At 44.2% G+C, this 14,498-nt stretch carries 13 protein-coding genes; 2 read left to right on the plus strand and 11 right to left on the minus strand.

Annotated elements, in window-relative coordinates:
• Positions 1 to 71: 71 nt before the first annotated feature.
• From MKY35_RS15445 to MKY35_RS15460, 4 genes are all read right to left on the minus strand, one after another.
• Positions 72 to 1,058, minus strand: a complete 987-nt coding sequence (locus MKY35_RS15445) for an alpha-ketoacid dehydrogenase subunit beta (protein ID WP_029517282.1) — start codon at positions 1,056 to 1,058, stop codon at positions 72 to 74.
• Positions 1,059 to 1,060: 2 nt separating this feature from the next.
• Complete coding sequence (locus MKY35_RS15450; protein WP_029517281.1) at positions 1,061 to 2,089, minus strand: thiamine pyrophosphate-dependent dehydrogenase E1 component subunit alpha; 1,029 nt, start codon at positions 2,087 to 2,089, stop codon at positions 1,061 to 1,063.
• A 140-nt stretch (positions 2,090 to 2,229) separates the two neighbouring features.
• Positions 2,230 to 3,651, minus strand: coding sequence for a dihydrolipoyl dehydrogenase (gene lpdA / locus MKY35_RS15455; RefSeq protein ID WP_069012719.1), 1,422 nt, complete (start codon positions 3,649 to 3,651; stop codon positions 2,230 to 2,232).
• Positions 3,652 to 3,777: 126 nt separating this feature from the next.
• Positions 3,778 to 4,011 (minus strand): hypothetical protein, encoded by a 234-nt coding sequence (locus MKY35_RS15460; RefSeq protein WP_013310799.1) that lies wholly within the window; start codon positions 4,009 to 4,011, stop codon positions 3,778 to 3,780.
• 207 nt (positions 4,012 to 4,218) lie between these two features.
• Here MKY35_RS15460 and MKY35_RS15465 point away from each other — a divergent pair, with 207 nt between their 5' ends.
• Both MKY35_RS15465 and MKY35_RS15470 read left to right on the plus strand, forming a co-directional pair.
• Positions 4,219 to 4,815, plus strand: coding sequence for a thymidine kinase (locus tag MKY35_RS15465; RefSeq protein WP_029517279.1), 597 nt, complete (start codon positions 4,219 to 4,221; stop codon positions 4,813 to 4,815).
• Between the two features lie 171 nt (positions 4,816 to 4,986).
• Positions 4,987 to 5,763 carry a sporulation protein gene (locus MKY35_RS15470; RefSeq protein ID WP_342444171.1) on the plus strand — a complete coding sequence of 259 codons (777 nt, stop codon included), beginning with the start codon at positions 4,987 to 4,989 and terminating at the stop codon, positions 5,761 to 5,763.
• A 107-nt stretch (positions 5,764 to 5,870) separates the two neighbouring features.
• Here the strand turns inward: MKY35_RS15470 and MKY35_RS15475 are convergent, their stop codons facing one another.
• The 7 genes from MKY35_RS15475 to recN form a co-directional block, all read right to left on the minus strand.
• The gene (locus MKY35_RS15475; RefSeq protein ID WP_069012721.1) at positions 5,871 to 6,275 is read right to left on the minus strand and encodes a hypothetical protein; all 405 of its coding nucleotides are present in this window, start codon (positions 6,273 to 6,275) and stop codon (positions 5,871 to 5,873) included.
• A 368-nt stretch (positions 6,276 to 6,643) separates the two neighbouring features.
• A complete protein-coding gene (locus MKY35_RS15480; RefSeq protein ID WP_342444172.1) occupies positions 6,644 to 7,147 on the minus strand; it encodes a hypothetical protein in 504 nt (167 codons plus the stop codon).
• Between the two features lie 164 nt (positions 7,148 to 7,311).
• A complete protein-coding gene (locus MKY35_RS15485) occupies positions 7,312 to 9,012 on the minus strand; it encodes a methyl-accepting chemotaxis protein (RefSeq protein WP_342444173.1) in 1,701 nt (566 codons plus the stop codon).
• Positions 9,013 to 9,313: 301 nt separating this feature from the next.
• Positions 9,314 to 10,063 carry a class I SAM-dependent methyltransferase gene (locus tag MKY35_RS15490; protein ID WP_342444174.1) on the minus strand — a complete coding sequence of 250 codons (750 nt, stop codon included), beginning with the start codon at positions 10,061 to 10,063 and terminating at the stop codon, positions 9,314 to 9,316.
• Between the two features lie 382 nt (positions 10,064 to 10,445).
• On the minus strand, positions 10,446 to 11,249 hold the full coding sequence (spo0A, locus tag MKY35_RS15495) for a sporulation transcription factor Spo0A (RefSeq protein ID WP_023989239.1): 804 nt from the start codon (positions 11,247 to 11,249) through the stop codon (positions 10,446 to 10,448).
• Positions 11,250 to 11,465: 216 nt separating this feature from the next.
• Positions 11,466 to 12,626 carry a SpoIVB peptidase gene (gene spoIVB, locus MKY35_RS15500; protein ID WP_069012724.1) on the minus strand — a complete coding sequence of 387 codons (1,161 nt, stop codon included), beginning with the start codon at positions 12,624 to 12,626 and terminating at the stop codon, positions 11,466 to 11,468.
• Between the two features lie 123 nt (positions 12,627 to 12,749).
• Positions 12,750 to 14,468, minus strand: a complete 1,719-nt coding sequence (recN, locus tag MKY35_RS15505; RefSeq protein WP_342444175.1) for a DNA repair protein RecN — start codon at positions 14,466 to 14,468, stop codon at positions 12,750 to 12,752.
• Positions 14,469 to 14,498: the final 30 nt, after the last annotated feature.

Raw genomic sequence — 14,498 nt, forward strand, 5'->3', positions numbered from 1 at the left:
CATCATAGAAGGGCGCGTTTTACCGCTACCCCGCTACACTTTTAGAATGCTTTCGTCCAATCTTCCCTATATTAATACATTGCAAGACGGCGCATGGCTTCCTTCACTTTATCCTTGTTTAACATATAAAACTTCTCCATCGGTGGGCTAATCGGCATGGCTGGCACATCAGGAGCACATAGGCGCTCAATCGGTGCATCCAGCTCGAACAGACATTCCTCATTAATAATAGCCGATACCTCGGCACCGATGCCGCCCGTTTTGTTGTCCTCATGCACGATTAATACCTTACCCGTATGTCGTGCAGCCTCAACAATGGCTTCGCGGTCCAGCGGTTGGAGTGTGCGCAAATCCACAACCTGTGCAGTAATGCCCTCTTCCTTCTCCAATTCCTCAGCAGCCTGCATGACAAAATGCAAAGGCTGGCTATAACCGATGACCGTAATATCGTCACCCTCACGTAATAGATTAGCCTTGCCAATCGGAACGATATAATCATCCTCAGGCACTTCACCCTTGATCAGCTTGTAGGATTTTTTATTTTCAAAAAATAGCACTGGATCAGGGTCACGAATGGCTGCTTTCAGCAATCCTTTTGCGTCATAAGGTGTAAATGGAGCAACAATTTTCAAACCCGGCGTACCAAAAAAGATAGATTCTGGACACTGAGAGTGATACAAACCGCCAAAGATCCCTCCACCGATTGGTGCGCGAATTACAACAGGACAGTTCCAATCGTTGTTAGAGCGGTAGCGGATTTTAGCTGCTTCACTAATAATCTGATTCGTCGCCGGAAGCATGAAGTCCGAATATTGCATTTCAGCAATCGGCTTCATTCCGTACATGGCTGCACCAATCGCTACCCCGGCAATAGCCGACTCAGCCAATGGCGTATCCATGACACGTTGCTCACCGAATTGGTCCATCAGCCCCTTTGTCGTTGTAAAGACACCGCCCTTCACCCCAACATCCTCACCTAATACAAAAACTGTTTCATCCTGCTCCATCTCTTCTTTCATCGCAAGACGAATCGCATCAATATATTCCATAATCGCCATCGTTACAGGCCCTCCCCATCGCTATCTGCATACACATGCAGCAGCGTATCTTCGGGCTTTGGAAAAGGCGCATTATCTGCATATTCAATCGCTTCCTTGATTTCGAGCAGCAGCTCAGCCGACAGATCCGCATCCTTGGCCTCATCCCAAATGCCGCATTCAATCAAGTAGCTTTTCATACGGGCTACGCCATCCTTGGCCCAATTCTCATCCACTTCCTCCTTGGTTCGGTAAGCCAGATCATTATCCGAGGTGGAGTGAGGAGACAGACGGTACATCATGGCTTCGATCAACGTAGGACCTTCACCACGGACAGCACGTTCCCGTGCTTCTTTCACCGCCGCATATACGGCCAACGCATCATTACCATCGACTCGAATCCCTGGGAATCCATATCCCAATGCACGGTCGCTTACCTTGCCTGCCAACTGTTTATGAATCGGAACCGATATCGCATATTGATTGTTCTCGCACATAATGATGACTGGCAGCTTCTGTACACCAGCAAAGTTACAGCCCTCGTGAAAATCTCCCTGATTGCTGGAGCCTTCCCCAAACGTAACAAATGATACAAAATCCTTTTTCTGCATTTTGGCAGCCAAAGCTACACCCACTGCATGCGGAACCTGTGTCGTTACTGGGCTGGAGCCTGTCACAATACGTAGCCGTTTACTACCAAAATGACCTGGCATCTGGCGACCACCGCTATTGGGATCATCTGCCTTAGCAAATGCCGACAGCATCAGTTCGCGCGGCGTCATTCCTACCGCAAGCACGAATCCATAATCCCGATAATAGGGAAGAAAATAGTCCTTTTCCCGGTCAAGGCCGAAAGCTGCACCTACTTGTGCCGCCTCCTGTCCAATGCCAGAAACGTGGAAATTAATTTTCCCTGCCCGTTGCAGGAGCATGTTGCGCTCGTCAAATCTTCTTGCGAGCAACATATATCTGTACATATCAATAACTTGTCCGTGAGTAAGTCCCAGCTGCTCATGTCTGAAGCCAGCGTCTACAGCGCCTTTAGAACTCATTGAGGCACCTCCTTAAGTGTCAAACATCCTACTTCCAGTACCTAGTACCATCTTGTCTTAAAACCTGGTACTAAACTCTGGCTAACCCCATTATAATCCTTTTCTGCCCAAAAAGAAAAGCACCGATTTATTTGAAACGTCTATATGCCTATCGCCTGTCCATCAACGGCCAACATCGCTTCTCCCAAAATCTCCGACAACGTCGGATGCGGGTGAATAAGCTGTCCGACTTCCCACGGCGTAGCATCCAGCAATTGCGCAAGAGCGGCCTCGCTGATCAGATCCGTCACATGCGTACCGATCATATGTACACCTAGAATATCATGGGTCTTCTCGTCGGCCACTACTTTGACAAAGCCGTCCCGACTGCCGTATACTAGCGATTTTCCGATAGCTTGAAAAGGGAACTTCCCTGTCTTCACCTGATGTCCACGCTCACGGGCTTCTTGCTCCGTTAAGCCGACACTCGCGGCTTCAGGACGTGTATAAATACACCGCGGAATCAGATGGTTAGGTACACTGTGAAACTCCTCGCCCGCCAGATGATGTACCGCCTGCAAACCTTCATGGCTCGCCGCATGCGCCAGTTGTAAGCCGCCGATGCAATCTCCAATGGCGTAAATATGTGGTTCATTCGTCTGCAAATGCTCATTAACCGAGATAAAGCCATGCTCTACGCGGATATCCGTATTTTCCAGCCCGATATTTTCCACATTGGCCTGACGCCCTACAGAAATGAGCAATTTGGAAGCGCTGAGGGTTTCGGTTTCTTCCCCTTTTTGCACGTCAATCTGTACGCCTTCCTCATCTTTGCCGTATGTTTTAGCCAGCACTTGTGAACCCGTCAGCACCTTGACACCACGCTTGGTTAACAAGCGCTGCATTTCACGCGAAACGTCTTCGTCTTCCGTGGGGATAAGCCGATTCGCGGCTTCAACTACCGTAACCTCTACGCCAAAATCATTTAGCATGGAAGCCCACTCCACGCCAATCACACCACCGCCCACGATAATCAGGGATGCGGGAAGCTCCTCCATCGTTAACGCTTCGTCACTGCTCAGAATAAATTCGCCATCTGGCTCTAGCCCGGACAGCACACGCGGGCGTGATCCCGTTGCAATAATGAGATGTGCAGGAACAATCGTCTCCATCTCGCCATCTTCTAGTTCCACAGCAACTGCCCCGCTTTTTGGAGAAAATATAGACGGCCCAATCACGCGTCCCTTACCGCTCAGCACCGTAATTTTATTTTTACGCATCAAAAATTGAACGCCCTGATGCAGCTGCTCCACAACGGCTTCCTTACGCTCCTGAACCTTGGGAAATACAAGCTGTGCTCCCGATGTCTCAATACCGTATTGTGCACTTTCCTTAATTGTCGCATATACTTCCGCACTGCGTAGCAAGGCCTTACTCGGAATGCAACCACGGTGCAGACAGGTTCCGCCAAGCTTGTCCTTTTCGATGATAACCACTTCTTTACCAAGCTGGGCGGCACGAATAGCTGCTACATACCCCCCGGTTCCTCCACCCAAAATAGCGACATCACAATGTATAGTCATGTTTCTCCTCCATTAGCAATTGATTATATATAGCTTATTGTACTCTCTTTATTTCACTGTACAAAATATAGCGTTTAGGCATAGGCTACAAAAAAGTTAACCATTTAATCCAGATCTCTTTCCATATCATTCATACAGCGCATCTCGTAATTTGGTAGACATCCTTGGACTTTGTGCTGATTTGGCTCGCAGCGCCTTGCGAAATGATTCATTTTGCTTGCGCAGAAAGTTCAGCTCTGTCTCCAGCTCAGTGATGAGTTCTAGAGCTTGCGGGCTGATAAGCCCTTGCTCCAGTAATGCTCCTTTTTTGGCACTATAATCCGTATTTTTTTCGTCCATGCCTTTCACTCTTCCCTTCATTCCACTACGCTTCACCATATCATGCCCGCGGCGGCAGAGCAATGACGACCACATTTACGTTTTAGGAATGGACATACAAAAACATGTCGAAAATCAATATATTTTCTCTAGTCTGTATACGGCTGTTATGGTAATCTATAATGGCGTTTTCTTTCGGAGAAGAAGATTAACAGTGTTATGTACATGTTAGAGAGAGGGGAATTCGCTTTGCCTACAGGACGAATTACGATTATTACAGGCCCCATGTTCAGTGAAAAATCCGGCGAATTGATTCGCCGCTGTCAAAAACTAATCCAATACGGGCATCGTAAAGTGGTCGCTTACAAACCCGCTGAAGATAACCGTTATGCCGAGGACGAAATAGTAAGCCGGATCGGATATCGGCTGCCCGCTATCTCTATCCCAAGAAAACTCACAGATGAGCTCGTTCAGCGTATTTTGCAAGAAACACAAGATGCCGACGTGGTTGCCTTTGACGAAGTCCAGTTTTTCAGTCGTCATATTATGTCGCTCGTACAAGAGCTAGCTTATTGCGGCAAGCATGTCATTGCTGATGGGCTGAATTTGGATTACCGAGGCAAGGAATTCGGCTATGTCGGTGGTCTGCTCGCCATGGCGGATGACATCGAGAAGCTGACTTCCTTTTGCGCTGTATGTGGCAGCTCGGAAGCAGTATTTACGCAACGTATGGTAAATGGTAAACCTTCCACTGTGGGACCTATTGTGATGATCGGCGACTCTGAGGCTTATGAGCCTCGTTGTCGAAATTGCTTTATACCTCCTCATAAAGTGAACTGCGATTAGTAGACAGATGGATCGACAAGCTGCAATATGCCTACATGAGTACCAGTGACTTTTTTCTTGCATTTTTTTGGAACGATTCGAATCATTGCCCCGTATATCCGGTTAAGCTGTACAAGTTTTTAGTCTTCGTTTGTATATCATGACCATGAGACTATATGGGGGGAAGGAATAATGAGTTTTTTTAACAAAATCTTAGCAAGCGCAGGAATCGGTTCAGCTAAAGTCGATACGCTGGTGGATCAAGCCGTATATGTGCCTGGGGAAGAACTTAGTGGCGTCATGCGCATCAAAGGCGGTAAAATTGATCAGGAAATCGGCAAAATTGACATCGAGCTCAAGACTCAATATATCGTGGAGCACGATGATAAAAAAACTACCACCACCTGCTGCATTGCACGAATTAAGGTATCTGACGGCTTTCATCTAGAGCAAGGACAAGAGCTTGAAATTCCCTTTTCCTTCAGATTGCCGTTGGAAACTCCTGTTACTCACGCCAAACAGCCCGTCTGGCTGGAAACAGCATTAGATATTGGCATGGCTTTGGACCCGACCGATCGTGATTCACTCAAAATCGAGCCACATCCCTATATGAATACAGTGTTTGAGGCGGTTCACCTGTTGGGCTTCCGATTCCGCTCCTCCACCTGCGAACGTCACCCTAAGCTGGGACGCGGTGTTCCATTCGTACAGGAGTTTGAATTTACGCCCGGCTCGGAATATGCACGGGATATCGAGGAACTAGAGTTGGTTATGCAGTTGGAACCCGAGGGTGTGCATGTGCTTGTAGAAGTAGACCGCAGGGGCAGAGGGTTGTCTGGTTGGCTGGAGAGTGCCTTTGATATGGATGAGCGTCATGCCTGGTTGAGCTTAAGCCGGGAAGAGCTATCTTATGGACCAGATCACATAGCAGATGCGCTTGAGGAATTAATTGACAGGCAACTTAGATAACAATGTAGAACATAGGCAAAAAACTCCTAACCAATTACTACATGGGTTGGGAGTTTTTATTAGGTTTAAGAATTCTCTTAATGATGGTCCTCAACAGTCTGTATAGACTAAAGTGGCAACATATCTTGTCTTTCCGCCTTATGTTTACACTCTTTGCAGACCCCATACAGCGATCCATTGTCATCCGCATAGAAGGTTAATTTCTCTTCTTTTTTACAAAAGGAACATTTTTGCTTGCCAGTGCCCTGGATTGAGTCAGACAGTCCAAATCCAGTTTGGGCCTGAATACCTGCTGCTTTTGTATTCACGCGTGAACCGGAAGACCCTTTAGACTTAGATTCATTTCCAGTGCGGGATTGTCGAGCAGACTTACGAGGACGAAATTCAACGACATTACTGCCCCGCTGTTCATTCACTTGTTTGTTGCTGCTGCGATTACGCCTTGCTTTAACAATCCAACCCAATGCCACCAACAACACGCCGAAGAACACCCAAGTCAGACTATTCCACATGCTCTCATCCCCGCCTTTGCTTTAGAATCAATTGGGTTAATACCACTAGCCCGTTCAATGCGATGACTTAGCCTATAGTTTTATTCATTAAAATATACCCGTGTGTACAGCCTCTGTGCTGTTCATCCAATGCCTACCCACATAAAAACCGTACCCTCCAATGCAACATCCGACTCGCCTCTTAGCAAGAAATTGAGCATGTTAGGTAAATCATCTTCTCCTGAGGAGTACATTGACCGTTTTACAAATTGTACATCATCCTTTTGAAAAACGATAATATCTACTCTAGGGAAATCGTTCTCCTTATCAAAATGCTTATCTACTGCTCAATGGTGAGAACAAGAACAAAAATGCCTCAGATGGCTACATTACTCCCCTTGATAATAAAAATCAATGAATCTTTTCGTCAACGGATTAAACTTATCAAAGCGTTTGCGATGCGGTAAAAAACCTGACTTATGTACTTGTTCTGCTAGTGTTTCTACATGTTCAAATCGCTTGAAAAAAGGCAACGCGAAAGTGTAGATATCTTCAATAATCTCTTGGATCACGCGCTCTCTTTCTGCTTCTGTGGACACAAGGTAATCCCTGTTTCCCGTATATTTCTTAGTCAGAGCAATCAACTCACTCTGAAAACAAGCCCCCGTACTATACTTCTTTTTTATTTTTTTAGATTCCACGATAATATAAACTTTTAATGCACTATATTTAGTCGCACCAAAATAAATTTCAAATATAAATTCCTTGGTGTCTTTTTTCAAAACTTTTCTGCTTTTCAGATACTTAAAATCATTCAAAAATGGTGTGGCTATGATTTTATCTATCGCTAACTGACGTAGGTCACTTGCTTTAAGTTCAGTCTTATTGTCCATGATGTCACTCCAACCCAAAGAATTTCCCACCATTATATCATATCGTTCCAATTACAGGCTCTTCTTATCTCCACTCTTTAATCGCAATGTATTAATAAAAAACAGAAAAAAGCCGCTCACAATAGAGCAGCTATTCCTCTGAGACATAAAAAGCAGTATATGAATTATACTTTGAATTTACCAATTTGCCCTTGCAGATCTTCTGCCATTTTGGACAGGTTTCTTGCAGAGGAAGCAATTTCCTCCATCGATGCCAGTTGTTCTTGAGTCGCAGCAGACACGTGCTGTGTCCCGGCTGCAGCCTCTTCAGCAATTGCTGAAATTTGTCTGACAAAACCAACAATCTCATCAGTACTTGCAGACATTTGTTCTGATCCGGCAGAAACCTCTTCAATTTCACTGGCCACTTTATTTACGGTTTCCTGAATGAGTTCAAAGGATGCGCCTGCATTTTGTACAACTTCACGACCTGTCATGACATCCTTCCCGTTGGACGCTACCGCCTCAATAGCATGGGTAGTATCCTTTTGAATCAATCCCACAAGCTCCGTAATTTGTTGAGCAGAATGAGCCGATTGTTCAGCCAACTTGCGAACTTCGCCTGCAACTACAGCAAATCCGCGACCATGTTCTCCTGCACGGGCCGCTTCAATCGCAGCGTTCAAGGCAAGAAGGTTGGTCTGACTAGAAATATTGGTGATAACATCAATGATCTTGCCAATTTCGTCTGAGCGCTCTCCCAATCCAGCCATGAGATCTGCCAATCCATTCATCGAATCATTCACGGCGTTCATCTGCGTAACTGCCTGTTGAATCATCTGGTTACCTTCAGCCGATTTATGGGCCGCATCTTGCGCAGATGCGAATACATTTTGTGCGCGGATGGCGATTTGCTCAACACCGATAGACATTTCCTCAATAGCTTGGGACGATTTCGTCACCATATCTACCTGGTCTCCTGTTCCAGTAGCTACTTCTTGCACCGTTTCGGTTATTTGTGCAGAAGCTTGGCTATTTTGCTCTGCGCTGGCCGTCAATTCTTCTGAGGAAGTGGTTACCAGCTCAGTCGTCTTACTCACAGATTGAATCAGTTCACGAAGGTTCTCAACCATGACATTGAAAGAATGTGCCAACGTACTGATTTCGTCCTTGCCCTTCACAATGATAGCTTCACTTGTAAGATCACCCGATGCGATACTTTCAGCAGCACGACTGATTCGCAAGATAGGTTTAGAAATAATTTGGGCTATGATGATTGCCATGATCAATGCTAATATAACGGCTGCTATACTCAAAACGATGACCAATTGTCTCCCTGAAATAAAGTTATCAACAGCTTCTTTCGTAGTCTGTTTAGATCCATCTGCATTCAATTTAATGAGCTGACTGATCATATCGTTTGAACTATACCATAATTTATAGGACTCCTGATGAAGGATGCTTGATTGAGTGTAATCATTAGCTTTCCCCGCTTCAATCATTTCTGGCAACTTAGCCAAATACTCCGCATAATTTTTGGAGAATTCTTCATACATTTCACGTTCTTTAGGGGTAGCAATTAATTTTTCGTATGTTTTTCGACCGTCCTCAACCTTTTTTAAAACCTTATCATATTCGGCCTGAACCTTCTCCATTTCTTCTGGGTCACGTTCTACAATAATGTTTAATGAGATCCGCTCTACATCAGATATATCACCATTTAGTGTTCCCAGGATAGTCACACTTGGCATCCAATGGCTATCGATTGCCATCGAAGTGTCACCTAATTTTTTCATTCTGGAGATAGATGTTGTACTAATGACAATCAATAATATTATTACCGCAAGAAAACCCAATATCAATTTTGTTCGAATGTTAAATTTCATATATTCGCTCCTCAGTTCTCTTCATAATTAGATACTATATCGACAAGAAACGACACATTGTTTATATCAAATTTAAAGAGAATTTCAGAACTGTTTACAAAAGGGAGATTTCTCTTCGTGATAGTTAGTGCAACTGATTCAGGTTCATATTATATACCTCTTGTAGAGCATTATGTTTTATAATTCCCAACAATTGTACCGTCATATATAGCAAGAGAGATGCTGAAAATCTTTATTCACTTATTGCATCAAACTTCTAAGTTTAAAAAAAAGATACCCAAAACGGGTATCTCTTTATGTTTTACTTCCTAGCAATCACCATAAATCGTTCTGAATTTGTCCTTATTCCTATTTCGGTTTGGTTCTCCAAAATAAATTGTTGGAGTATTTGAAAATCAATTTCTTCTTCTCCGAAGTTAGGAACTATTGGAGTGTGTTTCAAGAGAAATATTAAGTCTGCAGGAGCCTGATAATACTCGGTTGCATTGAATTCAAATGACTGTATGTCGTTAAAGCCCGCATCACTTAATTCCGTAATATATTTAGCTTTTAATGAGTCTTTCTTAGTCCCCCATGCCTGTCCTCTTCCAAATGCTTCTTTAATATTTAATTTGTCGTTTTCGCTTACTTGCTGTGTCAGGAACATACCACCCTTTACTAACACCTTTTCTATTTCTTTTGCATAAAAACATGAATGTCGAGAAGAGATTACATTAAAGAAGTTCTCAGGAAAATTTAGATTTTCAGCATCCATCTGGAGAAAACGAACATTTGCTATGTCTGATTCAGCAGAATTCTTGGCTGCCGTTTCGATCATTCCAGTGGAATGGTCAATCCCAACTAGAAGTAATGCAGAATCTGCTATTGATAAAATGGCTTCCCCGCCGCCAGTACCGATGTCAAGCAATATGTCCGACTTCTTGCATGTCTTCGCTACTTCATTGTAGAAGTCCCATTTTACGCCTTTGGAGATACATTTCACGTTACTGAAATCCCATCCGTTGATTTTTCCAATCTTATCATAAAACTCTTTATACTCTATTGAATTCATTTACTTTTCACCTTCCAATTAAGGATAAAAACTACGGGCTAGCAGACCGATATCATTCAAAATTTTAGTTTGTGTAGTCAAAAGGATAGACTCCCCCCTTGACGGCTGGTACGCGTTTTTTCCAACCCGGAAACTAAATACTTCGAACAATGCGGAAAGACATCCGATTCACCTCATTTGAAAGATTGTTTTAATTATAAAAAATACCGCTCCTTTACTGGTCTCTGGAAGAACCAATAAAAAGGCGGTATTAGTTGTCCACTATTCAGAAGTATATCGGTATCGGGACGGCTGTTATGGAGATTCGTAGCCGTCCCTACAATTATCATTGATAAACGTCAAAACCCAAGAATTCCTTGCTTCATCAATCATTCTGGCCCTTTCAGGACACCTTGTTCTCAATTCTCAGCTTATCTGCCACCATCGCTATGAATTCACTATTGGTTGGTTTGGACTTACTGATATTAATGGTGTAACCGAACAGGTGTGAAATGCTGTCGATATTTCCGCGGGTCCATGCTACCTCGATAGCATGACGAATGGCGCGTTCTACGCGAGATGCCGTCGTTTTGAACTTTTCGGCGATTGCCGGATATAATGTTTTGGTGATGGCTCCTAAAATTTCGATATTATTGTACACCATCGTAATGGCTTCACGTAAATATTGATAGCCCTTGATGTGAGCTGGTACACCAATTTCATGTATGATGGCCGTGATACTGGCATCCAGGTTTTTCGTCTTACCCATAGGTACAACGTTGGACCGCATGGATGAAATGGTCACCGGACTGCTGCTAACTAACTGAGGTCCCACCAATTGGCGAACACGGTTAGCCAGCACTTCCATGTCAAACGGCTTCAAAATATAATAAGATGCCCCGAGCTGTACGGCCCTCTGTGTAATATTTTCTTGACCGAATGCAGTCAGCATAATGATTTTCGGCTGTGGAGTCAGGTTCATTTCTCTCAAACGCTCCAATACACCCAGACCATCCAGATGAGGCATAATAATATCCAAAATAAGTACATCAGGTATGTTGCGGGATTCTGCGATGCGTTGGAGCACTTCTTCGCCGTTATAGGCGATTCCTGTAACTTCCATATCCTCCTGATCGGAAATATATTCAGCAAGCAAATTCGTAAATTCCCGGTTGTCATCAGCCAACAATACCTCAATTTTTTGCAATGTACTTCCTCCTCATTGAGTGATATTCCATTGTGATATCTGTTTACAGTATATAAATATTTCTTGTCGGAGTATATGATTTCGACATCGAATTATGAATTCCTTCTGTCGAAAATTATTTTTATTTATTTTTTTTATAGTTTCTATTATAATTGATTCTTTATCTTGCAATTATGAGCTATTCCCCTGCTTTTCGACAAAAAAATCTTAAGGCCACTAGCTCGCCTTAAGATTAGAAGATGATTTCAAGCTTACGTTATTCTGCATGATTCCTGCATCGCGCAGCATCCATTCGATAAAACAACCGTAACCTGATTTAGGATCATTCACAAATACATGTGTCACAGCCCCGATAAGCTTACCATTTTGGATGATCGGACTACCGCTCATTCCTTGCACGATTCCCCCGGTCTTATCCAACAGCTTTGGATCTACAATACGAATCACAAGTCCTTTGGTTGCCGGTTTGTCCTGCTGAGAAATGTGTACAATTTCCGCCTGAAACCGCTGAATTTGTTGACCTTCCAGTACAGTCAAAATTTCTGCAGGTCCTTCCTTTACTTCATTCGCAAGAGCCACCGGAATAGGAGTCGAATACAATCCATATTGCGGCTCATCTGACATTTTCCCAAAGATTCCGAAATTCGTATTTCGTTCAATATTTCCTAATACCCGATGATCTTTGAGAAAATGAGCGCGTTTTTCTCCTGGTTCCCCACTTTGGCTTTTCGCAATTGATGTCACATTGGACTGCACAATCTCTCCGCTTCCCACGACAATAGGGGTTTGGGTATTCATATCGGTAATTACGTGGCCCAAGGCCCCGTATACACCTTGGTCTGGTGCGTAAAACGTTAATGTACCTACACCTGCAGCCGAGTCCCTAATATACAACCCAAGCCGCCATGCTTTATCATCCTGATCATATGCTGGTGTTAACTTGGTGGAAATGGTCTGCTCACCTCGACAAAGCGTAATGTCGAGCGCCTTTTTATTCTTACCTGCTTCGTCTACTACTTCAGCAACCCTTGCCAGGCTATTGAGTGGTTTGCCGTTCATGTGTGTAATTCGATCCCCTAGGCGAATCCCCGCTGTTTCACCAGGTGATACCTTACGATCATTACTTTCCTGAATGATATGGTGACCGACGACAAGCACTCCTGAAGATTTTACTTTAACCCCAATCGTCTGCCCTCCCGGGTATACTTTTAAATCGGGAATTACACTTTCTTGGGTTGTCCTTACGCTTTTAGAACCGAACAAATCCAAAGAAGCTTGTGGAGGCAGCGCTGCTTGCACATGCTGAGCGTTACCGATAGAACACATAAGAAAAACAAGCAAAAGACCGAGCAATTTGATCCTGGAGTAAAAATTCAATGGCTGTCACGCTCCCTTTGCTTCTTTCGCTTGACGAGTAAAGGTGGTCGCCAATTGCGTACCTATAAGGTAACCTTGCCCCCAGGCTTTTATAACTGTTAAACATTACGCCGGCCGCTCTTTTCAGGCTTTCTTTCCTTCCGCCAAATTCAGCATTTCCTGTGCGTGATGCAATGTTTTTTCGGTAATTTCCACACCGCCCAGCATCCGTGCCAATTCTTTGACACGCCCGTCCTCCGTAAGTCCCTCAATTTGAGTCATGGTCCGTTCGTCATGAACATTTTTCTCAATAAGGTACTGATGATCTGCCATACATGCCACCTGTGGCAAATGAGTAATGGAGAACACCTGACAAACGGAAGATAAACGATATAGCTTCTCGGCAATGGATTGAGCTGCACGTCCACTCACCCCGGTATCCACCTCGTCAAAAATGAGTACTGGAATTTGATCATGACGCGCAAAAATACTTTTCATCGCCAACATGATACGTGATAGCTCACCGCCTGAAGCGATCTTACCAAGTGGACGTAATGGCTCACCTGGATTAGGGGAAATAAGAAATTCCGCATTATCAATGCCCTGCTTGGTAGGTCTCACCTTTAGACCTTTGTACTCATATCCGCGTGGATCTTCAATTGGATCAATGCGCACCTTGAGTGACGTTCTTTCCATCTGTAGGTCTTTTAACTCTTGCTCCACTTGCTCTGCAAGCTCTTCAGCGCAAATTTCGCGTGCTTCTGTAAGCTCTTCCGAAATCTCAAGCAAATCGAACAGCAACTCGTCCCGTTTTGCAATGAGCTGCTCCAGCCGCTCATCTTTATTTTCCAGCAGATCGGTTTCCTGCTCAATACGGCTATAGTATTCCAAAATCTGCTCTATACTATCACCATATTTCCGCTGTAATCCGGTAATTTGATTCAAACGTTGTTCCACTTCATGCAGCTTGCCTGGATTAAATTCAATATCCTCACGATAAGAACGTAATTGGAATGCTGCGTCCTCCAACTGGTAAAAAGCAGACTGAATCTGCTCTGCAATGGGCTGAAGGCTTTTGCTGTCATAGTTTTGGACATCGTTCAATCTGGACAACACGTTATTGATCGTATCCAGTCCACCTCTGCCGCTTAACAGTTCGTATGCTCCTGATATCCCATCCATCATTTTCTCACTATGGGATAGCTTGACCCGTTCTTCTGCCAATAATTCATCTTCTCCCAATTTCAACTCCGCCGCAGCGATCTCTTCTAGTTGAAATCGGTACATATCCAAAAGCTGATAAGCCTTTTGACTGGAGCTTTGCAGTTCTCTTACTTCTTTTTCCGCTTTGACAAAAGCATTGTAACGCTCCCGATAAAGCGTTTTGACCGGACCGATCACCGAATCACCGAACGTATCCAGCAGCGCCAGATGGCGATCTGCACGTAGCAGGCTTTGATGCTCATGCTGCCCGTGTATATTGACGAGTTGCTCACCTACCTCACGCAGCATCGTTAAATTAACCATCTGGCCGTTAATTCGAGAAGAGCTTTTCCCCTGAACCGTAAGTTCGCGACGAATCAGCAAATGCTCCTCCGCATTAGCCTTAATTCCTTGTTCCTCAAGTGTATTCCAAACGGGATGTTTTACTGGCAGTTCAAACAAGGCTTCCATCTCTGCTTTATCACAACCGTAACGCACTAAATCAGCAGAGCCCCTACCGCCTGCAATTAGCCCGAGCGCATCGATAATAATGGATTTACCAGCACCTGTTTCCCCGCTCAACACATGGAACCCTTTATAAAAATGAACATCGACGGCCTCTACGACCGCCAAATTCCGTATAGACAAAGTGACCAGCATCGTTCTTTCACCTCTATGATGTACAAATTA

It is taken from the genome of Paenibacillus sp. FSL L8-0638, from assembly GCF_038593075.1.
GTDB lineage: Bacteria > Bacillota > Bacilli > Paenibacillales > Paenibacillaceae > Paenibacillus > Paenibacillus polymyxa_D.

What these genes read in the sequence shown, in the direction of transcription:
- MKY35_RS15460 (WP_013310799.1), bottom strand. Translation starts at nt 4,011, where the DNA reads ATGAAGGGAAGAGTGAAAGGCATGGACGAAAAAAATACGGATTATAGT.
- MKY35_RS15480 (WP_342444172.1), bottom strand. Translation starts at nt 7,147, where the DNA reads ATGGACAATAAGACTGAACTTAAAGCAAGTGACCTACGTCAGTTAGCG.
- lpdA (WP_069012719.1), bottom strand. Translation starts at nt 3,651, where the DNA reads ATGACTATACATTGTGATGTCGCTATTTTGGGTGGAGGAACCGGGGGG.
- MKY35_RS15475 (WP_069012721.1), bottom strand. Translation starts at nt 6,275, where the DNA reads ATGTGGAATAGTCTGACTTGGGTGTTCTTCGGCGTGTTGTTGGTGGCA.
- MKY35_RS15485 (WP_342444173.1), bottom strand. Translation starts at nt 9,012, where the DNA reads ATGAAATTTAACATTCGAACAAAATTGATATTGGGTTTTCTTGCGGTA.
- MKY35_RS15450 (WP_029517281.1), bottom strand. Translation starts at nt 2,089, where the DNA reads ATGAGTTCTAAAGGCGCTGTAGACGCTGGCTTCAGACATGAGCAGCTG.
- MKY35_RS15470 (WP_342444171.1), top strand. Translation starts at nt 4,987, where the DNA reads ATGAGTTTTTTTAACAAAATCTTAGCAAGCGCAGGAATCGGTTCAGCT.
- recN (WP_342444175.1), bottom strand. Translation starts at nt 14,468, where the DNA reads ATGCTGGTCACTTTGTCTATACGGAATTTGGCGGTCGTAGAGGCCGTC.
- MKY35_RS15445 (WP_029517282.1), bottom strand. Translation starts at nt 1,058, where the DNA reads ATGGCGATTATGGAATATATTGATGCGATTCGTCTTGCGATGAAAGAA.
- MKY35_RS15490 (WP_342444174.1), bottom strand. Translation starts at nt 10,063, where the DNA reads ATGAATTCAATAGAGTATAAAGAGTTTTATGATAAGATTGGAAAAATC.